A 24,368-nucleotide genomic window follows, 5' to 3' on the forward strand; every position below is an offset into this window, starting at 1 on the left:
CCTGCCGCTTCGTCAGTTCAACGCAATGTCGGAGCGTTTCACGACGTCTTCCCATTGCTTGACTTCCCGCTCGATCTGCCGCGCCAGCGCTTCGGGTGTCGTGCCTTCCAGATCGAAGCCGTACCCATTCATCCGCTCACGCACTTCCGGGATCTGCAACACTTTCAGAATCGCAGCATTCCACCGGTCCACAATGGGACGCGGCGTGCCCTTGGGCAGGAAGAACGCCTGCCATAGCGATGCATCGACGTCCACGCCTGATTCTTCCAGCGTCGGCGTGTCGGGCAGAGATGCGTTGCGCTTGGTGGTGGTGACGGCCAGGATCTTCAGGCGGCCGGCTTCGGCCAATGCCCTGGCGCCGGGGATGGTGTCGAACCCGACCTGGATTTCGTTGCTGAGCAGTGCTTTCACCACGGGGCCATTGCCCTGGTACGGCACATGGGTCATGTTGATGCCGGCGGCGTGGCCGAAAAGCTCCGTCAGCAGGTGCAAGGGCGATGCTGTGCCCGCGGTGCCATAGAACACTTTGCCTGGATTCTTCTTCACGTAATCGATCAGTTCTGGCACGCTGTTGACGGGAAATTTCGCGCTTACCACCAACAGGTACGGCCCAGAGGCTACGAGGCTGACGCTCTGCAGGTCAGTGCGTACGTCATAGCCGGCGATTTTCTTCATGGTGACAGGATGCAGCGATACGCCATTGGGGGCGAACAGGATGGTGTAGCCGTCAGGTTTAGCGCGCGATACGTAGGCGGCGCCGATGGTGCCAGACGCACCTGGGCGGTTCTCCACTACCACGGGCTGGCCTAGTTCGTCGGCCAGATGCGGCGCCAGGAGGCGCGCCACGGGGTCCATCACGCCGCCTGGCGGGTAGGACAGCACCAGCCGGATGGGCTGCGAGGGAAACTTGTCGTCGGCCTGGGCGGGCAGGGACAGGCTTATCAGGCCTGCCACTACCGCGGCGGCGCATGCTCTCATCGTCTTCAGCAACATGGTTGTCTCCATTTTTGACTGCAGGGTGTTGTTCTATGCAAGCTGGCTTTTGCGGCGCATCGATCGGCAGGACTTCAGGATGGGGCGGTGGCACGACCCTGCGCTGAATGACTCAGATCATCCACATAGGCGGACGCTTCTCGCGGAAGGCCCGCATGCCTTCCACGGCTTCGTCACTGGCCAGCGAATCGGCCGCTACTCGAGTGGCGTGTTCGAGGCCTTGCATAAAAGCTTGTCCGTCCAGTTCACGCATCAACGCCTTGCTGGCACGCAGGGCCGCAGGGCCGCAGCGACGCACGTCCTGAGCGATGACTTCCAGCACGCGCGACAAGTCGGCTTCATCCTGGCAAGGCCGTGGGACCAAGCCGCAATGCCAGGCCTCTTGTGCCCTGACGGTGCGGCCGCGCAAGACCCAGTCGGCCGCGCTGCGTACGCCCACCACGCGGGCCAGCGACCAGGCGGTCATGCTGGGCGGAATACCCAGGCGAGCTTCCGGTACGCTGAAACTGGCGCTCTCGTCCGCGATAGCCAAGTCGCACCACACAACGATGCCCAGGCCCAATCCGATGGCGCGGCCGGACACTGCGGCCACGGTGGGCACCGGGCAGTTCAACAGCGTGTCCGCGAGTTGCTTGGCCGGACGTACTTGTTCCGTGGCACTGTGTTTAGCCTGGGGGGCGCGGGTCTGCAGATCCGAGACATCTCGGCCGGCGCAGAAGATTCCCTGCCGGCCGCGTATAACAATCAGGCGTGTTCCTGGAAGAGCGGCTTGGTGTTGGATGCCGCTGACCAGGTTGGCCAGCATGCTTTCAGTCAAGGCGTTATGTTTGGCGGGGTTGTCTAGCCAGAACGTCACCGCGCCGTTCGCGCCAGCCTGGACCTCGATCTTCGCCATCAGATGACCTCCTGCGCGCGCAATGCGGCCAAGTCCTGGGGCGATAGTGAGGCCAGCTCTTGTAGGACTTCGTCCGTGTGCTCGCCCAGGCGCGGCGGCGGGCGGCGGGCGAAGCTGGCCGGGTGGCCGATCTTGAAGGGCATGCCCAGCAGGCGCAATGAGCGGCCGTCCTGGTCGGTCATCTGCATGACCATCTGGTTGGCCAGCGATTGTTCATGCGTCAGGGCATCGGCGACCGTGTGCATGGGGGCCACCGGCACGCCGCGCTCACCCAGCCTCTCGGTCCAGGCGGCTGCCGTATCGTGCCGGAAGGCTTCGGCGAAAATGCCGATGACTTCCTCGCGTCGTTCCAGTCGCTGCGCGTTAGTGGCCAGGGAGGGGTCATCCCGCAGATCCGGACGGCCAATGGCGTCGCACATGCGGCGCCAGGTGGCGTCGTTGAGCGCGCCGGTGGCCAGTTCTTTATCTTGGCACTGGAAGGCTTGGTAGGGCACTTGGTTCCATAGTCCGGAACCTTCCTTCTCGGGCAGCACGCCGGCTTCCAGCCACGATACGCCGTGATAGCTGAGTAGGGCGATGGCAGTCTCCAACAACGACACCTGCACGTTGGAGCCCTTGCCGGTGCGCACGCGTCGCATTAGCGCCGACAGCACGCCGCTGTAGGCGAAGACCCCCGTCGTCATATCCACGAACGACACGCCGGATCGCACCGATTTTCCGCCGCGTTCTCCAGTAAAGCCCATGATGCCGGAGAATGCCTGCAGCAACGAGTCGTAGCCGGGACGGTTTCGCATCGGCCCGTGTGCGCCGAATGCCGATATTCCGCATACGATCAGATGTGGAAAGCGTTGCCGGAACAGTGCCTCATCTATGCCCAGCGGAGCTGCCACCTCGGGTAGATAATTGTGGATGAGCACGTCGGCTTTTTCGAGTAACTGGTATAGAAGCTCGCGGCCACGCTCGGTTTTCAGGTTCAGCGTGATGCCGCGCTTGCCGCGGTTTACGCTCATGAAGTTGCAGCTTTGCCCGGACTCGTTGAACGGCGGCCAGCCGCGATTTTCGTCTCCCTTGGGGCCTTCCACTTTGATGACGTCCGCGCCCATGTCGGCCAGCAGCTGGCCGCAGAAGGGCGCCGCCAGCACCCGGCTGACGTCGATGACGCGGATGCCTTCTAACGCCGGTGTATCCTGGGCGTCATCGGCGTTGTGTGCAGTGTTTGCTTGCATGGCACTACCTTGAAAGGGGGGGCACACAGTCTTATCCGGCAACGGCGCTGACCCGCACGTAAGGGTCGAATTTGGCTACTTCTTTCTGGACAGCGGGGATGATTGTGCTGGCCCACAGTTCAAGCTGCCTGCACATGGCGCCGTGGTCCAGGTCGCCGATCTGCGTGTGAATCGCAACATGGTGCGGGCGCACGACGCGAATATCCCGCACCAGGCGCTCGATGACGGTTTCTACGTTACCCACGGGCAGGTTGGCCTTGATTTTTTCCATCGGCAGTTCCTTGTCGAAGGGTTGCTCCTGGATCATGTAGTCGTCCGCCACGGATTCCTTACGGGTTTTCAGCGCAACCGCAATGCGCTGCTGATAGCGGGCGCAGTCGACGAAATGGTCGATCTCTGCTTCGTCGTCGCTGGCATAGGCGAAGCGCAGCAACGCCACTTTGGCATCGGCTGGATGCTTGCCTTCGGATTCGCACAGGTCGTCGATGATCGCGCGCAGACCACCCATGCGCTTGTAGTTGCCCAGGCCGCCACCCACGAAAATGGTGTGGTTGTCCTGGATGGCACGACGCATCAGCAGCGGGTCGCCACTGGCAAGCCATACCGGCGGCATGGGCTGCTGCGTTGGCCGCACGCTGATGGCCGAGGTCAGTTGTTTGTAGAATTCGCCGTCATAGCTGAATTTTTTTTGTGTAAGGCCTTGCTCGATGATGTCCAACATTTCCAGCGAACGCTCGCGTGTGTTGTCCATCATGACGCCAAACCGTTCGAATTCGTATTGCTGGTATCCGCCGCCCAGGCCGATGTTCAGGCGCCCGCCGGACAACTGATCCACTAGCGCGATCTCGGCCACCAGGCGTGCGGGCGTATATAGCGGCGCCACGATCACCCCGGGACCCAGGCGTATGCGCTTGGTCAGTGCGGCACAGTGCGCCACCATCACCAGGGGCGAGGGGCACAGGCCGTAGTTCGAGAAATGATGTTCGGCATACCATGCCGCAGCAAACCCGAGTTCATCGGCCAGTCTTGTCAGTGCCACGGTCTCCGATACGATCTGGTCGGAAGGCTTGTTCGTATCGCGTTGCTGCAACAGGTTGAAGATGCCGAAGTCCATATTGTTTCCTCAGTGAAGAAGCCCGAGCATGGGGCTTGCGCCACCACGCGATCGGCACATTCTAGGTAAGGGTCTTTGGCGCGAGAAGTGCACTTCGCGGAACACTAGCCTTACAAAAAACGGAATGATCGAATGGCTACGCCTACGGTGCTTTATGAGGAATCTGAATGACGTCTACATGGCTTTGCGATATCCGCAAAGCAACTTTTCCAGTTGTGGCGGTGGTCATGTTCAGCCACTCGCTGAATAATTGGATTTGCATGGCGCGCGGCCATTCCGAGCCGTGGGGAGCGTACGATTGCTGACTTCAATACGTTTGTTCTTGCGCGTTGTACAAGACGGCAGTCTGTCTGCAGCGGCCCGGCAATTCAACTTGTCGCCCGCCTCGGTGTCGCGCCGGATTTCTGCGCTCGAGGCCGAACTGGATATGCAACTGCTGTTGCGTACCAGCCGCAAGGTGATGCTGACCGAAGCCGGCGAGATCTACCACCGCCGCATCAAGGCTGTGATCGAGGACATGCAACATGCCGAGGAGTCGGCCCGCCAGTTGCAGGACGATGCGCAGGGCCTGCTTCGGGTCCACTCGCGCACCTCGGTCGGCATTCAGCTGATTGCCCCCGCCATCAAAGCGTTCTGCCTGTTGTACCCGAAGGTCGTGGTCGAATTGCAGCTATCAGAGTCGTCGGTCAATCTGATGGAACAGCACTTCGACATAGACATACGTTTGGGTGAACTGGAAGACTCTTCGCTATTGGTGCGTAAGTTGGCACCCAGCGAACGCATCATGGTGGCCAGTCCTGAGTACTTGGCCAGCCATCCCCCTATTCGTACGCCGCAGGATCTGCTGCACCACAATTGCTTGACGTATAGGCTGGATTCCGAGCCCACATCGTGGCGTGCCGCGCGGCACGGTGAACCATCATGCGAACTGAAGATCAACGGGTCATTTCACTGCAACAATGCCGAAGCCTTGCGGCGAGCAGCGCTGTCGGGCCTCGGCATCGCACTGCTTACCGATTGGGGCATCGGCGACGACGTCCGTGAAGGTCGGTTGCAGCACGTCCTGCCGGACCACCGCATTACCAACTATTCGTTCAATAACGGTATCTACGCCGTGTTTACACAGACCCGCTATATTTCCAGGAAGGTTCGCGTGTTCGTGGATTTTCTGGTGGATCGGATGCAGAACACGGTACCGTTATTGCCTCAGTACGTGGCCGGATCTCCTGCTCATGCGCGCGAGGCCAGCGTCAGGGCGCTGGGCTGAATACCGGCACCCACGTACCATTGGCCGCTAACTCGAATCCGACCTTCACGGGCATCCCGATACGCAGTTCATCGAAATTGCATTCCACCAGGTTCGTCATCATGGTGGGGCCTTCTTCCAACTGCACATATGCCACCGCGTAGGCTGGCTTGGCTCGGCGCATCACGGTGTAGCTGTAGATCGTGCCGCGCCCGCTGGCGGGCTCCCACTGAATGTCTGGCGAAAAGCAGAACGGGCACAGCGCTCGGGGATACCAATGCGTCTGTCCGCAATGCTGGCAACGCGGGATCGAGAATTCTCCTTGTGCCGCGGCTTGTTGGAACGCTGCGGACTCCGGTTGTCGCACGGTGGCGGCAATGGCGCGCGGCGTCTGAGGGTTTTCTGCCATTATCAAGTCCTTTCCAGAATCAGCGTGGCACTACCGTGCCGAGTGCCGAGCGATCCGCCTGTTCCGTGCGCCAGCGCCAAGGCGCAGTCAGGCACCTGCACAGCCGGATGGGCTTCGCCTCGTAGCTGGCGTACGGCTTCGATCACTTTGGTTATTCCACCGCGATTGGCGGGATGGTTGTTGCATAAGCCTCCACCATCTGTGTTGAAAGGCAGTTTGCCTACACCCGAGATCAAGTTTCCGTCCATCACGTAACGGCCGCCTTCGCCTTTTTTGCAGAAACCCAGGTCTTCCAACTGCATCAGCACCGTAATGGTGAAGCTGTCGTAGATCGAGGCGTACTGGATAGCCGCAGGGGTGACTCCCGCCTCGTCAAAGGCGAGGGGGCCGGACCAGGCGGCACCGGAATACGTAAGATCTACCTTGCCACCGAGCTGGCCTTTCACTGCTTCGCCCGCACCCAGGACGCGCACGACGGGCCGTTTCAGGCTTTGGGCGACCTCGGGGCGCGCCACCAGCAATGCCCCTCCGCCGTCAGAAATGACGCAGCAGTCCAGTCGATGCAAAGGATCGGCTACGACGGGTGAGTCGAGCACCTGCTCTACGGTAACCACATCGCGCAACATGGCATGGGGATTGTGCTGCGCATGGTGCGAGGCCGCCACCTTGATCCAGGCCAGTTGTTCGCTGGTGGTGCCGAACTCGTACATGTGCCTCATGGCGGCCATGGCATACATATTGACCGTGGCCGGGGCATGGGGAAGTTCCCATTCCAGATCGGGCTGATCCGGGTTACCGGGACGGGGCGCGGTACCGGTGGCCATGCCGCTGCTACGCGGTTTGCCCGCCAGGGTTATCAGCGCCACATTGCATTTGCCGGTCGCAATGGCTTGGGCGGCGTGCGCCACCAGGGCCAGGTAGGAACTGCCGCCGATGTCTGTGGAATCTATATGCCTGACACGCAGGTTCATGTAGTCGACCATGGACAACGGTCCCAGCCCCGGGGCATCGCCAGCGCAAAAATAGCCGTCGATGTCGTCCTTGTCCAACCCGGCATCGGCCAAGGCGCCCGCTGCACATTCGGCGTGCAACTGGGCAACCGACTTGTCCGGCGCATAACGCGTGGGATGTTCATAGGCCCCGACGATGCAGGCCTTGTTTTGTATGCTCATGTCATCCTCTTGATCCGGCTTTACTCTTTTGTCAGTTTCGCTTGCTTGACTGTTTCGGCCCAGCGATCGAGTTCATCGTCGATCTGCTTTTTGAATGCCTCGGGCGAGTTGCCTACGACCACATAGCCGATCTGAGCCAGACTCTCCTGCACTTCCTTGATCTGCAACACCTTGACGAGTGCTTCGTTGTAGCGCTTGACGATGGCCGGATCCGTGCCTTTGGGCAGGAAAATGCCGGTCCAGGTTTCTGCTTCAAAACCTGGAAATCCGGCTTCATCCATGGTGGGCACGTCGGGAAGCAGCGAGTTGCGCTTGAGCGAAGTCACTGCCAGGATGCGTACTCGTCCGTCACTGGCCAGCGCTCTCGAGCCGGGAATCGTGTCGAACGCCAATTGAATGTCTCCTCCGACGAGCGCCGCAACGACCGGACCGTTGCCCTTGTAGGGGACATGCACCATCTTCAGGCCGGTTTCGTGCTTGAAGAACTCGGTCAACAGGTGCAGTGAGCCGCCGGTACCCGAGGTTCCGTAGAACAGCTTGTCAGGGTTGGCTTTGCCGTAGGCGACCAGCTCTTGGATAGTCTTGACCGGCAATTTCGGATTGACGATCAAGGTATACGGGCCGGCCGCCAGTTGGGTGACCGGAATCAGATCAGTGCGTACGTCATAGCCAGGGTTCTTCAGCGTGTTCGGATGCACCGCCACCACGCCCGTATTAAGCAAAATGGTATGGCCATCGGGCGCCGCTCGCGCCACATAGGCCGCGCCGATGGCGCCAGCCGCGCCTGGCTTGTTCTCGACCACCACCGGCTGACCCAGCTCCTTGCTCAGGTGGGGCGCGATGATGCGCCCCACCGGATCTGTCGACCCACCCGGTGAAAAAGGGATCACCAGGCTGATGGGTTTGGTGAACATGGCGTCGGCAGCCACGGCTTGTAGTACGGGTACGGTCATTGCCGTAGCCAACAAAGCTGATATCAGACGGGGGTATTTCATCTTGTCTCCGGATTAATTATTGGATTTTGGCAATGCAACGCGTTGGCACTTCGGAGCTAATGATAGGAAACTGTGGCCCTCGCAGCGTTGCCATAATAGAAAAGCTGCTTTGAGACATTTGTACGCTCCAGAGGCAACTACCGGGCGGGTGTTTGCATATTGAACAGCGGCGCCACCAGCAGCCCGCCATCGGCCACCAGGTCCTGTCCGGTCACGAAACGCGCGGCATCGCTGGCCAGAAAGGCCACGACGTCGGCAATGTCGCCAGGCTCGCCAAACCTGCGCAATGGCAACATGGCTAGGCGCGCTGCAACCTGTTCTGTATCGCGGTAGTGGTTGTCCGACATGGGCGTACGCACCATGCCAGGACTGACGGAATTGGCGCGTACGCCGCTCGGTCCCCATTCATTGGCCATTTGGCGCGTTAAACCGCATAGCGCCGCCTTGCTGGCCGCATAGGCCCCCACCCGGGTGGGCCATTGGGCGCCGATAGACGCGATATTGACGATACTTCCACTGGACTGTGCCAGCATATATGGCACCAGGGCCTGTGTGCACAGCAAGGCGCCGCGCACGTTGACGTTGAATATTCGGTCCCAGTCCTCCAGCGGCAGGTTTTCCAAGGGCACCGGCGCGGTCTTGACGCCGGCGTTGTTGACCAGGACATCGCATCGTCCGAACTGATGCCAAACCCGCGCAGCCATGGCAGTGATGGCCGCCGGATCGGCAATATCGCAGGCGATTGCCTCGGCCGCTGGCAACTTGGCTTGGCTGGGCGCATGCAGGTCCACCAGCACCACCGTCGCGCCCATTTCCGTCAGGCGGTGTGCAATGGCTGTGCCCAGGCCGCCGGCGGCGCCGGTAACCACGGCGACGCGGCCGTCCAGGCTGTGGGAATCAAAGGTAGGAACACGCGCATGCGGTGTCGAGCGGGCGGGCATGAGTCTCATCCTGTAAGCATGGCGCTGGAGAGCGCCTATTAGGCTTACCCTGCGGTAGCAGGGGCATGATGAGATTCTAGAGACGAGCGTATCCGCTGGTTATGAAAGAAAGGAACAGCTGCGTTTATGTATCCGTCTTGGCGGACATGATGGCCGGCGTGTCTGCCAGATCCAGTTCAGCAAAGGCCTTGGCCAAGAAGTCGATGAACACGCGGACTTTCAGGGGCAGCATGCGGGTGTCGCGAAACAGCACATATACGCCGTTGTCGAAGGTGGTGTTGGTCAGTTTGTAGCCAGGCAGCAGATGCACCAGGCGCCCTGCCTTGACGTCGTCGGACACCGACCAGTCAGCCAGCAGGGCGATACCCAGGCCGCTGATCGCCGCGCGTCGCAGCACCTCGCCATTATTGGCGTACACCGTGCCATGTACAGCGAGGGTGCGAGGTTGCTCATCTTTGAGATAGCGCCACGAGGTGGGCTCCCGGTGCTTGCGATAGGTGAGGCAGTTGTGGCCCTTTTCCAGGTCCTCGGGTACGTGCACCGGCGCATGCGAGCGCACGTACGAAGGGCTGGCCACCACAATGCGCTCGCCTATGGCCAGCTTGCGCGCCACATACGACGAATCTTCTAGCGGGCCCAGGCGCAGATCCACATCGAAGTTCTGTTCGATCAGGTTAACGGGCTCTTCGGACAGGTGCAGATCGACGGTCAGGTCGGGATAGCTTGCCGAGAACCGGTGCAGCAAGGGGGCAATTAGGCGGATACCCAGCAGCGTGCGCGAATGCACTCGCAACTGTCCTTCGGGGGCCTGCTTGATGTGGCGCGCCAGGTTTTCAGTTTGCGCAACATCCTCCAGGATGCGTTCCATGCGCTGATGGTAGATCTGGCCGGCCTCGGTGGCCATCAGTTGGCGACTGTTACGGTCCAGCAGTCGCACGCCCAGTTCCTCTTCCAGCGCGGCAATGCGGCGGGAAACCGTGGCGGGCGACAGTCCGAGCGCGCGTGCCGCTGCGGACAGGCTGCCCTGTTGTAGCGTGGTAACGAATATTCGTACAGGGTCAAGGGCTTTCATGGCAGTTCCAGGTGTGTCGGCCGGATTACCTGGCCGAGCGGGTCTGGATCCAGGGCAGTGGGGTGTTTGAATCATACGTTGATTTCATTTTTCGCAAAGAAGCTATACGCGTCTGGTCGTTCTTCTGCGCTACATCCCTGCCTAGAATTCTCTTCAACCGGTTGCACGGCCGATGGCGATCGCCGCGGACCCCAGAACACTAACGGAGAGAGGCATGGGCCTGGATTTCGGAATTTTCATTCTTATGCAGCAACGCGACCAGAAAAAGTCGGCCGCGCAGATCATCCAAGAGGCGGTCGAGCAGACCCAAGTGGCCGACAGAAACGGCTTCGCGGCTGCCTGGTACGCCGAACACCATTTTTCCAACTATGGGCTGTGCCCATCGCCCCTGATGGTCGCCGCGCATTGCGCCGGTGTCACCAAACAGATCCGTGTCGGGTCGGCCGTGGTCGTGGCGCCGCTGTATGCACCCGCCCGGCTGATCGCCGAGATCGCCCTGGCTGACCAGTTGTCTGGCGGGCGCCTGAACGTGGGCATTGGCGGCGGCTATCAGCAGTTTGAGTTCGAGCGCTTCGGTATTTCGCTGGAAAACGCCAAGGAGAAAACCCTGGAAATGCTCGACATGATCGAGTTGGGGCTCACGCAGAAGAAATTTTCCTATGACGGCGCGCATTACCAGCAACCGATGACTGCCATTAACGTACGCGCGGCGCAGCAGCCGTTGCCGCCCATCTGGATTGCCAGCGGCGACCCCTTGCTCATGCGTCGCGCGCTGCGTTCGGATTATCACGTATTCATATCGGGCGGCCTGGGCGGCACCAAGCGACTGGGGGGCTTTCGCGGCGTGATCGACGAGCTGTGCGTGGCCGAGGGCAAGGACCCGGCCCAGGCCAAGGTCGCCATGCTGCGGTTTGCCTACGCCAGCGACAACAAGGCCGAGGTTGAGCACTATGTAGACTGCGCTCGCTACCAACAACGTATCGCCGTCAGTCTGAAGACCCGCCGCGAATCGGTGGAAGACGACTATCTGGTCGCCGAGAAACCGTACGAGGAAGAACTGCCCTTCGAGAAACTGTTGAAGAATCTGCCGGTGGGGTCGGTGGACACGGTTATCGAGCGATTGCTGGGCGACATCCGCGCGGTTCGCCCGGTGCATGTGGCATTGCAGACCCAGGTCGGCGATTTCGACCACGGGCTGATGCTCAAGCAACTGCAGTTGTGGAACCAAGTCATCATTCCGACCATTCAGCAGGAGCTGGCGCGCGATAAGGCGGCCGCGAAAACCACTACCGTCGAGGCCGCATCGTGAGCATGATTGCCCCTCATTCCGGTCGTTCGCTGTCCGGCATACGCGTTATCGACGTCAGTCGCGTGCTGGCCGGCCCGCTGTGCGGCCAGATGCTGGCCGACATGGGTGCCGATGTCATCAAGGTTGAGGCCCCCACCGGCGATGAGAACCGCCAGTGGGCTCCCATCGCCGACGACGGCGAGAGCTGTAATTTCATGAGTGTGAATCGCGGCAAGCGCGGTATCACATTGAACCTGAAAGACCCGGAGGGGCGTCAGGTGTTGTATGCATTGCTGGAGCAGGCGGACGTGTTGCTGTACAGCTTTCTGCCCGGCACGGCCGCCACGTTGGGCATCGATCCTGCGATGCTGCGCGAACGTTTTCCCCGGCTTGTCATTTGCGGGATTTCGGCTTTCGGCGCCCAAGGGGAACTGGCCGACCGGCCCGGCTATGACGCGCTATTCCAGGCATTCTCGGGCATCATGTCCTTTACGGGTGAACGCAACGGTGGCCCCGTGCGCTCGGGCGTATCGTTCGTTGATATGACGACCGGCATTTTGGCCTATTCTGGCGTCCTCACCGCGTTGATGGGGCGGGAGCAGACTCAACAGGGCACGCTGGTCCATGCGTCGCTGTTGGAAACCGCGGTGTTCCTGCTGGGCTACCACGGCGTTGGCTGGTTATCCACCGGTGCATTGCCGCGCCGTGAAGGATCCGGCCTGTGGAGCCTTGTGCCTTACCAGGTCTTCGCCTGCCAGGATGGCGAAGTGTTGACGGGCGCCTTGAACGACAGCACCTGGCGGCGCCTGTGCCGGTGCGTAGGCCGCCCCGATCTGGAAAACGATCCCGACCTGGCCACGAATGCCGGCCGACTGGCCCGTCGCGACGAGGTCATCGACGAATTCAAGCGTATCTTTGCCAGCGGTACTGTGGCCGAGTGGATGGCGCGCCTGGAGGCCGGCGGTGTGCCGATTGCGCCGCTGCACACTATCGCCCAGGCACTGACTCATCCGCAAAGCCTGGCCAATGACATGGTGGTGGAGGTCGACAGCGGCAACGGCGCTCCGCTGAAACTGCTGGGCACTGGATTCAAGGTGGGTGCGGGTCCGCACCATTCACCGCGCCGGCCCCCAAGACTGGGCGAGCATGCGGACGAGATATTGCGCGACATCGCGGGTCTGAGCGCGGAGCGCATTCAGGCGTTGCGAGCGCGCGGCGTGGTGTGACATGAGTATTCAGATCACTCGCAGCCCGATGGGCATCGTTACCTGTTTGCTGGACAATCCGCAACGGCGCAATGCGCTCAATGGCGTCATGCTGCAGGCTCTGTGCGAAACCTACGAAGCGGCCGGGCAGGGCGACGGCATACGAGCCATCGTGTTGCGCGGAGCTCACGGAACATTCTGCGCCGGCCGAGACTTGCGCGAGTTGGAATCCCGGCAGGACGACAGCGATGCCAGTATTGCCGAGCGTATTGCGCCCGTCACGCGGCTGGCGCAAGCGGTCAGACAGTGCGCGGTGCCCACTGTGGCGGTCATCGAAGGCAAGGCTGTCGGACTGGGTGTGGCCCTGGCCAGTTGGTGTGACCTGGTGCTGGCGGCCGATGATGCCACCTTCCAGATTCCCGAGGCCCGCGCCGGCATCGTGCCCACCTATACGGCAGTATCGCTGGCCCAGGCCATTGGACAACGTCAGGCGCTGGCCATGTGCCTGGGCGGTCGCTCCCTTGGCGCACTGCTGGCGCAGACATACGGTCTGGTACAGCAAGTCTGCCCCGCCGCTGGGCTGGATGACGATCTCGATACGCTGTGCCAATGCCTGATTGCATGCGGCCCGCAAGCGCTACGCCAGTGTAAAGACCTGCTGGTGCGCGCCAGAGGCCAACCCTTTGACGTCGCCATCGAGAGCGCGGCAGCGCTGTCGGTGGCATCCATGCGTAGCGCCGAGGCGCTGGAGGGCATGCAGGCCGTGCTTGGCAAACGTCCACCCGCCTGGACTCAGCCGCCCAGGCAGGACTGCTGAGCGCATTGACCGATTTTTCAACCATGGCTGTGATGCCGCGACGGCGCGAATCACACCCCAACGGAGACTTTGATATGTCAGCTACACCGCAAAGCGACACGGCATCCAGCCTGCAGGGCAAGGTTGCTGTTATTACTGGTGCGGGCCGCGGTATCGGGCGCGAAGTCGCCCTGCTATTGGCCAGCCAGGGTGTCAGTGTCGTGGTTAACGATATTGGCGCCGCGCTGGATGGACAAGGCAACGACAACAGCCCTGCCGTCGACTTGGTGCGTGAGATCGAAAAACAAGGCGGCAAGGCCGTGGCTAACACCGCCAGCGTGTCCGAATGGGAATCAGCGCGCAGCTTGGTGGAACAGGCCATCGAGACCTATGGTCGCATCGATTACGTGGTGAACAACGCGGGTATCCTGCGCGACAAGATTTTCCATCAAATGGATCCGGCCGATTACGAAGCGGTGCTGCGCGTACACTTGTTCGGCAGTTTCTACGTCAGCCGGGCTGCTGCCGAACATTTCCGCAAGCAGGAAAGCGGGGCCTTCGTGCACATGACTTCGACCTCGGGCCTGATCGGCAGTATCGGGCAGGCCAATTATGCGTCCGCCAAGCTGGGCATCGTAGGTTTGTCGCGTTCGCTGGCGCTGGATATGGCGCGTTACAACGTACGCTCGAACTGCATCGCCCCCAGCGCGTTCAGCCGAATGATCGAATCGGTGCCTGGCGCCACGCCTGAGCAAAAAGCGCAGAATCTGGAAATGCGCCGTGCCCGCACACGACCAGAACAGATCGCCCCTGTGGTGGCCTATCTGCTCAGCGACGGCGCCCACCATATCAGCGGGCAGATTATCGGCGTACGCGGCAATGAACTGTACTTGTACAGCCAGCCGCGTCCGGTGCGTGTCCAGCACAACAGCGACGGCTGGACACTGGACACGTTGCGTGAGCACATCGGCGAAGGATGGAAGAGCTCGTTCACGCCTTTGGAACGCACCCGCGATGTGTTTCCCTGGCAAGCCCAGTAACGCAGCAGACTCGGAAAAAAACCGTGATCAATGGCGATTCCTTGCTGGCCTGGCCTTTCGAAACCAAGACGCAAAGCTACACCCGGCGCGACACCATGCTGTACGCGCTAAGCCTGGGGTTCGGTGCCGATCCTGTCGATCCGTGGCAACTGAATTATGTGCTGGAAGACCGCCTGCGTGTTTTTCCCACGCAGGCGCTTGTGTTGGCGCACCCCGGCCCGTGGACGGCTGATCCGGCCACGGGCGTGGACCGTACTCGCGTCGTGCATGGCGAACAATGCCTGACCCTGCACCGCCCGTTGCCACCGGACGGCACGGTCCGTTCGCGCAACCGCGTCACTGCTGTGCTGGACAAGGGCGCCGGCAAAGGCGCCGCTATTCAGACTGAACGCGAATTGCACGATGCCGCCACTGGCGAGCTGCTGGCCACTATTGGCGGCACCACCTTCTGCCGCGGCGACGGGGGGTTCGAGGCGGCCGGCCCCGCACGCAATAGGGCGTCGCAGGTGGTGCGTCCGGATGCGCCCGCGCGTCCCGACCGACCGCACGATATCGAAGGCGAGCTACCCACTTTTAGCCACTCGGCCCTGCTGTACCGCTTGAACGGCGACTACAACTCCATTCATTCGCATCCCGATTCCGCCCGTGCCGCGGGCTTCGAACGGCCGATTTCCCATGGCCTGCTGTCATTCGGCCTAGCGGCGCGCATTCTGGAAGTTGCCTATGCCCCGCTGAGTCTGGCGAGTATCCGTGCGCGCTTTGCCGCCCCCATGTTCCCCGGTGAAACCCTATGCCTGGAAATGTGGCGCGGTCCGGACAACACCGTCTGGTTCCGTGGCCTATGCAAAGAGCGTGGCAAGGAAGTGCTGTCGCAAGGCCACGCTCGGCTGCGCACCTCAACCGACCAATAAGTAAGGACACCTCATGACTGCCCCTCGCCGCCTGCAAGGCATTTTCTTGGTGGCCAACGACATCGATGCGCAGGCCGCCTTCTACGACGCCGTGTTAGGGCTGCCGCTGAAATTTCGTGACGGCCAACGCTGGGTGCAATATGACGCCGGCGGCGCGCGCTTCGCGCTTTCCAGTCGCGAAGAAGCGCAGCCGGCCCAGGCTGGTTTGATTCCTATCTACGAGGTAGACGATTTCGAGGGGATCGAAGCGCAAGTTACCTGCGCAGGTGGACAGGTGCTGGGCGTGCGCGACATGGGTGACCATGGAGCGGTGATGTCGCTACGCGACCCGGAAGGCAACCTCTTTCAGATGTTCCGCCGCGCAACGCGCAAACCCGCCGATTCGCAACCATCCTGAAGGCAAGTGCGCAATGACCGCTGACACTCATACCCTCACGGCTTTTGACCCCATGGAGTTCCGACGGGCCTTGGGCACCTTTCCCACCGGCGTCGCAATCATTACCACTTGTGGGTCCGATGGCCAGCCTGTAGGCCTGACTTGCAATTCCTTCAGTTCGGTGTCGCTGGACCCTCCCTTGGTGCTGTGGAGCTTGCGTCGTGCCAGTAAGTCCCTGCCTGCCTTTCGGGCGGCCAGTCATTTCGCCATCAACGTATTGGCCGAAGACCAGCGCGAACTGTCGGCACGCTTCGCCAGTTCCAGCATTCCGGACAAGTTCGAAGGCACCCCATGCAGCACTGGCCATGGCGGCGTACCGTTGGTCGAGGGCTGCCTGGCGCGCTTTCATTGCAGTACCTATGCCGAATATGAGGCTGGCGACCATTACATCTTCGTGGGCCGCGTCGAACGCTTCGAGCATCATCGCGAAGATGATCCCCTGGTGTTCTATAAAGGGGCTTATATGATTTTGGCGCAATCGCTGCGCGAGCTGGCCAGCGATGAGCGCATGTCGATGTCGGCCCTGATCGAGGCGCGGATGAATGTGTACAGTATCTTGTTGAAGCTGGCTTGCTTGAAAGGCAGCACCGCAGACTTCAACGAAATCGAAGCCCATCTGGATACCATGGAGGCCCTGAAGCAGCGGGGCGACATGGCCAGCCGCGCGCGGGCCGCGCTGGACTTTTTCAATCTGGTCACGCAGGCCGCGCATAATGACGTCCTGTCCATCGTGGCGCAGTCGCTGCGCACCTTGATGCATCACGCCGTCAATACGCAAGCGGCCCAGATGACCTGGCCGGCTATGCACCAGCCCGAGCTGACCCCGCTGCGGCGCCGTATGCTGGAATGCCTGCGCGCACGTGATCAGGATGGTGCGCTGGCCGCCATGGAAACCTATTTCAGCCATGTCCAGCGATTTCAAAGCGAAAGGAACGCCGCCCAGTGACTACACCTGTTTCCGCCCCCGCTAGCGCTTTGTTCACACCGCTCAAGCTGCGCGGCCTGACGCTGCCCAACCGGGTCGTAGTCTCGCCCATGTGCCAGTACAGTGCGCGCGATGGCAATGCCAGCGACTGGCATCTCATCCACCTGGGCCAGTACGCCGTCAGTGGTGCCGGGCTGCTGATTATCGAAGCCACCGGCGTTGAGCCGGCCGGTCGCATCACCGCCGATTGCCTCGGCCTGTGGAGCGATGAGAACGAGGCCGCGTTGTCGCGTGTGCTATGCAGCGTACGGCCTTATGCCACCATGCCGATCGGCATCCAACTGGGTCATGCTGGCCGCAAGGCCTCGGTGCGCCGTCCGGGTCAGGGGCGCGGAAATCTGCCGCGCAGCGAAGGCGGTTGGCAAACCTGCGGTCCCACTGATATACCGTTCGGCCCTGAATGGGAAGCTCCGCAGGCCTTGGACCGTGACGGCATGCAACGTGTCATACGCGCTTTTGCCGAGGCTACGCGCCGCGCCGACCGCCTGGGCCTGGACCTACTGGAAATCCATGCCGCACACGGGTATCTGTTGAGCTCGTTCCTTTCGCCTCTGGGCAACGCCCGCACCGATGCCTACGGCGGCAGCCGCGAGAACCGTATGCGCTTCCCACTGGAAGTCTTCGACGCTGTGCGCCAGATCTGGCCCGCGCACAAACCTGTCGGCGTGCGTTTCAATGGTACCGATTGGCTGGAAGGTGGTTTGACCGGTGACGATGCCGTGGCCTTTGCCGTCGAACTCAAGGCGCGTGGCTGCGACTATATGGATTTATCATCTGGCGGCAGCGCGCGGGCGCAGATCCCATTGGGTCCCGGCTATCAAGTGCCGTACGCCGCTCAAGTCAGGCGCGAAGCCGGTGTGCCGACCATGTGCGTCGGCCTCATCCGCGATTTCGACCACGCTGAAGCTATCGTTGCCAACGGAGAGGCCGATCTAGTGGCATTGGGTCGGGGCATGTTATATAACCCGCGATGGGCCTGGCATGCCGCCGAAGCCCTGGGGGCGAAGGTAGATGTTCCCCACCAGTATCTACGCGGGGCCACTCGCGACGGTGTGCCGTCGCAAGATACTATCCTGCTCCGCTAGGTCGACATGGTGTGCTTCAATTCAGGCCCAGTTCGGCGCGCCGGGCGAATAGCAAGTCGCCCGCGTCGCGGCGCGACCGGCTGACATCTGCGGTGAGCCGCGGCGAATCCTCAGCGGGCCGGGTGAAATAAAAATCGAACACCACATCGCGGCGCTGGATGCGCCAATGGCCATCACGCCGCGTCACGTGATCCAGGTAGCGGCCAATGGACTGATTATCCACCGCCATGTCGCCCGACACTCCGGCGGCAATGCGCTGATGCGCCGTGAAGTAGCTTTCTACCAGCGCACTGTCATCGTCAATGAACTCCACCGTCACATTACTGATCAGGTGGATAGAACGCTCGATGGTGGCATGACGCTTTTCCAGCGACGCAATGAAGCCGTCGACATCTCCTTTGTAGCTGCCGTGGTTATCATAGGCATCCACATGATAGGCCGCCCGGACTTGCGGCCAGTCCTTGCGGTCTACGCCGCGAGCGTAGCGGTATAGGTTCTGTTCAATGTCGTGTATGTCGTCTTGACGGGATGATGGCGGCATAATCGTCGGCGCTTGAGTCGAGATGATCTATGGATTGATATTTTGTTTCTTGATCAGCTTACCCCAACGCTCTGCTTTATACGCAAAAAAAACGGAATTCTCCTAGCATACCACCGTCAGGTTGTGGCGGATAGACCCATCCGGGTTTGGGGCCATATTGGATATGGCGACCCGTTACTCTTCGGGCTCGAAAGCGCCGGTTTCCACCATCAGTTTCTGATATTCCTTCGCTCGCCGCACAGCGCCCGTGCCTAGACGCAAAGCCCATGCAGAGGCGAGCCACTGCACAATTGCCATGGCGCCCACCATGGAATCGAAGAATGCGTCCGATTCTTTGCCGACTAATAAATGTTTGTCTGTCACGCGAGCCAAAGCGTTGAGCGGCGCGTCGACGATTCCCAATGTCCAGGCGCCGGCCGCTGCTGCCCGCCGGGTCGCGCCCACCGTTTCCCGGCTGCATGGGCTGAAAGATGCGGAAATGACCATGTCCTGTTGGTCCAGGCCCAGCAAATCCAAACCGAAAGCCCCACCTCGATCATCCGCGAGGATCGCGCCCGGGCAAGTGATTCTAAGCAGGTAGTGAAGCCAGGTCATGACCGGCGTGCATGACCTGCGGCCGATAAGCGCGATTCGGCGCGCCTTGGCCATGCGCTCGACCGTTTCCTGAATGACCTCTGCATTGTCCGCCGTATAGCAGGACTGGACATTCTGAAGTTCCGTGCGCAGCATGGTTTGTGGCCGCGCCAAAGCGTTGAACGTGACCAGTCGTTCGGCGAACATCGACTCGGCGGGCCCGTCGCGCAACATCTGGGCAAACCCTTCTCGCAGGCCTTTCCACCCGTCGTAGCCCAGCTCTTGCGCCAAACGAATGAATGAGGCGCTCGAATGCCCTGATAGCGTAGACAACTCGTTCAGTGGACGGGTCGCGACTTCTGCCGGATTCGCAAGAACCCAAGTGGCGGTTCGCCGCAAGGTACGAGACAGGTTCTCGTACTGATCGCGTAGTTGCTCTTGGACGGGTATCGCCTGCTTTGTCATAGGTCCCACTGTCATCAACTTTCACGCCGATGCCGCCAGGTATGCGGCACCGAAATCTAGAAATGGAGTGTTTGCTCCAGAAATTCATATTTTGGAGTATTCAATTTACCATCGTTGCTGTTTAGAACACAGACGAACGAGAGGCGAGGAAGCAGCCGCATGATTTCACTTGTTGGATACACAGATAAATTCTCGGCGCGTCCCGGAGAAACGATCAGCGTCAAGGTATCGAGCGACCTGCAGTCGCCGTACCACGCTGACCTCGTGCGTATACGAAGCGCCGATCCGAATCCCGATGGCCCGGGCGTCATTGTGGAAGCAGTACCCGCTGCATTTGCAGGTACCTACGCCTCCGTCAAGAAGCCGATCCATGCGGGCTCGTATGGCGTTGTCGCAACAACAGGCCTGCATATGGATGGCCAATGGACAGTCTGTCTCAGGGTGCAGCCGTGGTTGTTGAATGACCGGGACCAGACGGTACTCAGCATCCAGGCAGGCGAGTTGCTGTCCGTCGTGATACGCCGCGAGGGCGGGCGCCTACAGATTGGCCAGGCGCGTTGCGAGGTTTCGGCGCCCTTGCATGAAAGGCAGTGGTACGAGCTGCGCCTGATCGGCGACCAGGGGCGCATCCAACTGATGCAGACACCATTGTCTGCCGCCGGGCTGGGCCAACCGTCCAGCACCGCATCGCTCGAATTGCAGAGCCCGCTGGGGGCGGCCACCCAGGTGGTATTCGCCGCTGCACCGCGCAACCAGGAAGGCGCGTTTCATCAGCATTTCAACGGCCGCGTCGAGCATCCGTTCTGGCTTGAGGGCGCGCACGATTCGCCTGCGCCATTGATGCCGCATACCTATTTGTATCCCACCCTGCTGGCGTGGTGGGACTTTAGCCAGGACATCGAGTCACTGCGCATATCCGATCAGGGGCCGTTCAAGTTCCATGGCAAGATGGTCAATCTTCCCACCCGAGCCGTGCGAGGGCCGTTCTGGACCGGCCAAAGCATGAGCTGGAAGCAGTCGCCGGGGGAATACGCTGCGGTCCATTTCCATGAAGATGATTTATATGATTGCGATTGGGCCACGGATTTTGCGTTCGCGGTGCCTCACGATCTTCGTAGCGGCGTATACGGGATACGCCTGAGAGAGCGCTTGAACGATTCTTCTGGCGAAGAAGACATCATTCCAGTGTTTATCTCTCCCGGGGCGGCGAGCCCCCGTGCCAAGGTGGCGTTGGTGATGTCTACGTACACCTACCAAATCTACGCCAACTACGACAGGAAGAACCACGACGACTCGCTAAAAGCCCGCATCGCGCAGTGGGGAACCTATCCGCATCATCCGGCGGAGAATAAACAGTTCGGCCTGTCTTGCTACAACCTGCATGCCGACGGCAGTGGAGTCACCTTTTCTACAGCAAGACGTCCGATCCTGACCATGCGACCGGCCTATATCGCCTATACCGATCTGCGCGGGTCGGGGCTGCGCCATTTTGCGGCCGATATGCACATCGTCGCCTGGCTGGAGGCGAAAGGAATTGAGTTCGACATCCTGACGGACCATGAACTCGAGAAAGAAGGTGTGGGTGCCCTGCAGCCGTACCAGGCGGTGTTGACCGGCACGCATCCCGAATACCAATCCAAAGCCACATTGGATGCCTTTCGCGACTATATCAATGGCGGCGGCCGCTTGGCGTATCTGGGCGGCAATGGATTCTATTGGCGCGTGGCGGTGAGCGACACCGTGCCCGATACGCTCGAGGTGCGCCGTGCGGAGACCGGCGTTCGTTCGTGGATCGCGCAGCCCGGCGAGTACTACCACGCATTCGACGGCAGCTATGGCGGTTTGTGGCGCAACAACGGGCGGGCGCCACAGCAACTAGTTGGTATCGGTTTCAGCGCTCAAGGCAAGTTCGAGGGCTCCTACTACAAACGACTGGACGTCTCTTATGAGCCACAGTTTGCCTGGATGTTCCAAGGTATTCCCGACGCGACCCTGGGTGACTTTGGCTATTCAGGGGGCGGGGCGGCCGGCTTTGAGCTGGACCGTGCCGATCCTTTATTGGGCACACCGCCACAGGCAACGGTTCTTTGCCGCTCTGAAGGGCACTCATCCACTTTTGGCGCCACGCTGGAAGAATTGATCGCACCGCCTGCCTACAAAGAAGGCGACAAGGCGGCATCGCTGGTACGCGCGGAAATCGTCTATTTCGAGAACGACCAGGGTGGTGCGGTGTTCTCCGTGGGCTCTATTACGTTCTGCGGCAGCTTGCCGTGGAACAACTTCGACAACTCCATTTCAACCCTGCTGGGCAATGTGGTCGGCCACTTTTTGTCGCGCTGACATCGGCCAGATCCTTGATCCGCAATAGAGTAGAAAATGTACGACGCAAAAAAATATCCGGCATCGCAGGCGTTATACGCCGACGCGAAACAGTATCTTCCCGGCGGCAATACGCGCACCACGGTATTCGAGAAGCCTTTTCCCTTGTACGCCTCACACGGCAAGGGATGCTATGTCTGGGATGTAGACGGCAATAGGCGCATCGATTGCATCAATAACTACACATCCATGATCCACGGGCACGCGCATCCCGGCATTCACCAGGCGGTGCTGCGCCAGATGGAAAGCGGCACCTGCTTTGGCATGCCAACCGAGTCCGAAATCCTGCTGGCCAAAGAGTTGGTGCGGCGGGTGGATTCGGTAGAGACCGTGCGCTTTACGAATTCGGGCACCGAAGCGGTGATGATGGCCATCAAGGCGGCCCGCGCCTACACAGGGCGTCCCAAGATCGCAAAAGTGGAAGGGGCCTATCACGGCAGCTACGATCCTGCGGAAATCAGCTTGGATCCCGGCCCGCAACAGTGGGGGGAAAACACCCCCAACTCGGTCCCCTATGCGAAAGGAACGCCGGCAAGCGTCGTCGGTGACGTCATCGTGCTGCCGTTCAATGACCCCGAGAAAGCCAAAACGATCATTACGCAGCATGGCAAAGACCTTGCCGCGATCTTGATCGACCCCTTGCCGAATCGGGCAGGGCTGATTCCCGCCTCGCAGGCTTTTCTTCAAGCCATACGCGCCGCCGCGGACGCGGTGGGCGCGCTCGTCATATTCGACGAAGTGATTTCCTTTCGACTTAGCCACGGCGGCGCGCAGGCATTGTTCTCCATTTCTCCCGATCTGACCACACTTGGGAAAGTCATCGGTGGCGGTTTTCCGGTGGGTGCGGTGGGCGGCAGACGCGATGTCATGGCGGTGTTCGACCCGTCGTCGGGCAAACCCGCCTTGCCTCATGGCGGCACTTTTTCTGCCAATCCCATCACGATGCGGGCGGGGCTTGCCGCCCTTGAACTCCTGGACGAAAAAGCCTTTGCGCATCTCGGACAGATTGGGGATCAAGTCAGAAAGGCCGCCAACGAGTCGTTGACGCGCCATGGTGTACCGGGAATCGTGGTGGGAATGGGTTCGCTGCTCAAGATTCATTTCACCGACCGCACACCCACAGATTACCGCGCCGTCTATCCCAATCCCATCGAGGCCTCGAAGCTGCGGCTGTTCAATAAAACGCTGATAAACAATGGGATCCTGCCCTCGGGCTATGGATTGATGGCGCTCTCAACACCGATGACGATGGAAGATATTCATCAGATCAACGGCACCATCGACGTCGCGATCCAGGTCGTCAAGAATCAGGAGCTCTCGCATGCATGACCGCCTGACTAAAGAAATAGACGGACTGTCCGCGACAGCGCATGCTTTGTTCGAAGCGATTGCCGAGATTTCCCGCGAGGGCGCCGGCATCAGCCGCCCTGCCTTCTGCAAAGAAGAAACGCAAGCCGGTGAACTGATCAGGAAATTTGCCGAATCCGAAGGCTTGCAATGCGGCGTGGATGGCGGCGGCAATTTTCAATATGACCTGGACGGGAAAGACATGCAGTCCATGACCGTCATGGCATCCCATCTGGACTCCGTCCCCATGGGTGGCAATTACGACGGCTTGGCGGGTGTGATGGCGGGCACTCTGGTGCAAGCGGCCTGCCGGCGCGCCGGTATCGTACCCCCGCGTCGCCTCAGAACGCTCGGGTTTCGCGGTGAAGAAAGCCCCTGGTTCGGAACTGCCTACCTGGGCAGCAAATTGGCCTTGGGCAAGCTCACCCAACAAGAGCTCGACGAGCTGACGCATATCCGCACGAAGCAATCACTTGCCAGCCATCTGAAAACACTAGGCGTCCAGGCCGACGAAGCCGTCATCCGGGAAAAACGGCTGCGCCATGAAGACATTCATTCGTACTTGGAACTGCACATCGAACAGGGGCCGGTGCTTGAAGACCTGGGTATCCCGATTGGCCTCGCTACCGCGATACGGGGCAATATCCGCCATCCATTCTCTCGATGCACCGGCGTCTATGGCCATTCGTCCACCAGCCCCCGACACCTGCGCAACGATGCGGTAATCGCCACATCGCAACTTGTCTGTGCGGCTGATCGGCTGTGGAAGAAATGCCTCGATGAGGGGGGTAATGACGACCTCATCATCAACTTCGGAATTTTCTCTACGAACCCAGCGCACCACGCCATGACAAAGGTGCCTGGCGAGGTCGACTTCAGCTTCAATATCGCCGGCACCAACAATGAGGTCGCACGCGAGCTATACCGTCAGATCCGCGCCGAGGCGGATCGCATACAAGACGAGTTCCGGGTGCGGTTCGATTTTGGCGCCACAGTAGGCACTGATGCGATTCATCTCGATGCTGGCCTCATCGCCACCGCAGAGGCCGCGGCTAGCGGCTTGGGAATGAAATCGCTTCGCATGCCCACCGTTGGCCATGACGCGGCCATGTTTGCGCAGCTCGGCATTTCAACCGGAATGGTTCTGGTGCGAAACCAGCATGGCAGTCACAACGTCGATGAAGCCATGCGTATCGAAGACTTTATCGACGCCACAAAAGTTCTCGCGCATTGCGCGCTGCAATAAACGTACTT

General features: G+C 60.5%; 23 protein-coding genes. 12 read left to right on the plus strand and 11 right to left on the minus strand.

Translation table 11 applies throughout. The features are described 5' to 3' along the window. Positions 1-12: 12 nt before the first annotated feature. The 4 genes from ACYVDM_RS20425 to ACYVDM_RS20440 all read right to left on the minus strand — a co-directional run bounded on the left by ACYVDM_RS20425 (position 13) and on the right by ACYVDM_RS20440 (position 4,228). Positions 13-993: a Bug family tripartite tricarboxylate transporter substrate binding protein gene (locus tag ACYVDM_RS20425; protein ID WP_415788266.1), complete on the minus strand. Its 981-nt coding sequence runs from the start codon at positions 991-993 to the stop codon at positions 13-15. A 112-nt stretch (positions 994-1,105) separates the two neighbouring features. Then, positions 1,106-1,888, minus strand: a complete 783-nt coding sequence (locus ACYVDM_RS20430; RefSeq protein ID WP_415788268.1) for an enoyl-CoA hydratase/isomerase family protein — start codon at positions 1,886-1,888, stop codon at positions 1,106-1,108. Beyond that, positions 1,888-3,114 carry a CaiB/BaiF CoA transferase family protein gene (locus ACYVDM_RS20435; RefSeq protein ID WP_415788270.1) on the minus strand — a complete coding sequence of 409 codons (1,227 nt, stop codon included), beginning with the start codon at positions 3,112-3,114 and terminating at the stop codon, positions 1,888-1,890. The genes ACYVDM_RS20430 and ACYVDM_RS20435 overlap by 1 nt, the downstream gene beginning before the upstream one ends. 31 nt (positions 3,115-3,145) lie before the next feature. Continuing rightward, positions 3,146-4,228, minus strand: a complete 1,083-nt coding sequence (locus tag ACYVDM_RS20440; protein ID WP_415788272.1) for an LLM class flavin-dependent oxidoreductase — start codon at positions 4,226-4,228, stop codon at positions 3,146-3,148. 298 nt (positions 4,229-4,526) lie between these two features. Here ACYVDM_RS20440 and ACYVDM_RS20445 point away from each other — a divergent pair, with 298 nt between their 5' ends. Beyond that, positions 4,527-5,495, plus strand: coding sequence for a LysR family transcriptional regulator (locus tag ACYVDM_RS20445; protein ID WP_415788274.1), 969 nt, complete (start codon positions 4,527-4,529; stop codon positions 5,493-5,495). Here the strand turns inward: ACYVDM_RS20445 and ACYVDM_RS20450 are convergent. From ACYVDM_RS20450 to ACYVDM_RS20470, 5 genes are all read right to left on the minus strand, one after another. Next, the gene (locus tag ACYVDM_RS20450) at positions 5,479-5,883 is read right to left on the minus strand and encodes a Zn-ribbon domain-containing OB-fold protein (RefSeq protein ID WP_415788276.1); all 405 of its coding nucleotides are present in this window, start codon (positions 5,881-5,883) and stop codon (positions 5,479-5,481) included. The genes ACYVDM_RS20445 and ACYVDM_RS20450 overlap by 17 nt on opposite strands. 2 nt (positions 5,884-5,885) lie before the next feature. Next, the gene (locus ACYVDM_RS20455) at positions 5,886-7,055 is read right to left on the minus strand and encodes a thiolase domain-containing protein (protein WP_415788278.1); all 1,170 of its coding nucleotides are present in this window, start codon (positions 7,053-7,055) and stop codon (positions 5,886-5,888) included. Between the two features lie 20 nt (positions 7,056-7,075). Further along, the gene (locus ACYVDM_RS20460; RefSeq protein ID WP_415788280.1) at positions 7,076-8,050 is read right to left on the minus strand and encodes a Bug family tripartite tricarboxylate transporter substrate binding protein; all 975 of its coding nucleotides are present in this window, start codon (positions 8,048-8,050) and stop codon (positions 7,076-7,078) included. Between the two features lie 137 nt (positions 8,051-8,187). Continuing rightward, positions 8,188-8,991, minus strand: coding sequence for an SDR family NAD(P)-dependent oxidoreductase (locus tag ACYVDM_RS20465; RefSeq protein WP_415788282.1), 804 nt, complete (start codon positions 8,989-8,991; stop codon positions 8,188-8,190). A gap of 124 nt (positions 8,992-9,115) precedes the next feature. Beyond that, positions 9,116-10,063, minus strand: coding sequence for a LysR family transcriptional regulator (locus tag ACYVDM_RS20470; RefSeq protein WP_415788284.1), 948 nt, complete (start codon positions 10,061-10,063; stop codon positions 9,116-9,118). A gap of 214 nt (positions 10,064-10,277) precedes the next feature. On the opposite strand from ACYVDM_RS20470, the gene ACYVDM_RS20475 reads away from it, so the two are divergent. The 8 genes from ACYVDM_RS20475 (at position 10,278) to ACYVDM_RS20510 (ending at position 17,809) form a co-directional block, all read left to right on the plus strand. Beyond that, positions 10,278-11,372, plus strand: coding sequence for an LLM class flavin-dependent oxidoreductase (locus tag ACYVDM_RS20475; protein WP_415788286.1), 1,095 nt, complete (start codon positions 10,278-10,280; stop codon positions 11,370-11,372). Positions 11,373-11,374: 2 nt separating this feature from the next. After that, complete coding sequence (locus ACYVDM_RS20480; protein ID WP_415788288.1) at positions 11,375-12,577, plus strand: CaiB/BaiF CoA transferase family protein; 1,203 nt, start codon at positions 11,375-11,377, stop codon at positions 12,575-12,577. A gap of 1 nt (position 12,578) precedes the next feature. Next, entirely contained in the window at positions 12,579-13,373 is a 795-nt protein-coding gene (locus ACYVDM_RS20485) for an enoyl-CoA hydratase/isomerase family protein (protein WP_415788290.1), read from the plus strand. Between the two features lie 74 nt (positions 13,374-13,447). Beyond that, positions 13,448-14,392: an SDR family NAD(P)-dependent oxidoreductase gene (locus ACYVDM_RS20490; protein ID WP_415788292.1), complete on the plus strand. Its 945-nt coding sequence runs from the start codon at positions 13,448-13,450 to the stop codon at positions 14,390-14,392. 23 nt (positions 14,393-14,415) lie between these two features. Beyond that, positions 14,416-15,303: a MaoC/PaaZ C-terminal domain-containing protein gene (locus ACYVDM_RS20495; protein ID WP_415788294.1), complete on the plus strand. Its 888-nt coding sequence runs from the start codon at positions 14,416-14,418 to the stop codon at positions 15,301-15,303. 13 nt (positions 15,304-15,316) lie between these two features. Beyond that, a complete protein-coding gene (locus ACYVDM_RS20500; RefSeq protein ID WP_415788296.1) occupies positions 15,317-15,700 on the plus strand; it encodes a VOC family protein in 384 nt (127 codons plus the stop codon). A 13-nt stretch (positions 15,701-15,713) separates the two neighbouring features. Next, the gene (locus tag ACYVDM_RS20505) at positions 15,714-16,685 is read left to right on the plus strand and encodes a flavin reductase (protein WP_415788298.1); all 972 of its coding nucleotides are present in this window, start codon (positions 15,714-15,716) and stop codon (positions 16,683-16,685) included. Next, on the plus strand, positions 16,682-17,809 hold the full coding sequence (locus tag ACYVDM_RS20510) for an NADH:flavin oxidoreductase/NADH oxidase (protein ID WP_415788300.1): 1,128 nt from the start codon (positions 16,682-16,684) through the stop codon (positions 17,807-17,809). The genes ACYVDM_RS20505 and ACYVDM_RS20510 overlap by 4 nt, the downstream gene beginning before the upstream one ends. A 16-nt stretch (positions 17,810-17,825) precedes the next feature. On the opposite strand, the gene ACYVDM_RS20515 is transcribed toward ACYVDM_RS20510, so the two are convergent. Both ACYVDM_RS20515 and ACYVDM_RS20520 read right to left on the minus strand, forming a co-directional pair. Continuing rightward, positions 17,826-18,350 (minus strand): nuclear transport factor 2 family protein, encoded by a 525-nt coding sequence (locus ACYVDM_RS20515; protein ID WP_415788302.1) that lies wholly within the window; start codon positions 18,348-18,350, stop codon positions 17,826-17,828. 174 nt (positions 18,351-18,524) lie between these two features. Further along, a complete protein-coding gene (locus ACYVDM_RS20520) occupies positions 18,525-19,388 on the minus strand; it encodes a MurR/RpiR family transcriptional regulator (RefSeq protein WP_415788304.1) in 864 nt (287 codons plus the stop codon). Positions 19,389-19,547: 159 nt separating this feature from the next. On the opposite strand from ACYVDM_RS20520, the gene ACYVDM_RS20525 reads away from it, so the two are divergent. The 3 genes from ACYVDM_RS20525 to ACYVDM_RS20535 are packed head-to-tail and all read left to right on the plus strand — an operon-like array spanning position 19,548 to position 24,360. Further along, on the plus strand, positions 19,548-21,728 hold the full coding sequence (locus ACYVDM_RS20525; protein ID WP_415788306.1) for a N,N-dimethylformamidase beta subunit family domain-containing protein: 2,181 nt from the start codon (positions 19,548-19,550) through the stop codon (positions 21,726-21,728). Between the two features lie 36 nt (positions 21,729-21,764). Next, on the plus strand, positions 21,765-23,096 hold the full coding sequence (locus ACYVDM_RS20530) for an aspartate aminotransferase family protein (RefSeq protein ID WP_415788308.1): 1,332 nt from the start codon (positions 21,765-21,767) through the stop codon (positions 23,094-23,096). Then, a complete protein-coding gene (locus tag ACYVDM_RS20535) occupies positions 23,089-24,360 on the plus strand; it encodes a hydantoinase/carbamoylase family amidase (protein ID WP_415788310.1) in 1,272 nt (423 codons plus the stop codon). The genes ACYVDM_RS20530 and ACYVDM_RS20535 overlap by 8 nt, the downstream gene beginning before the upstream one ends. The last annotated feature ends 8 nt before the right edge of the window (positions 24,361-24,368 follow it).

The organism is Bordetella tumulicola, from assembly GCF_054779135.1.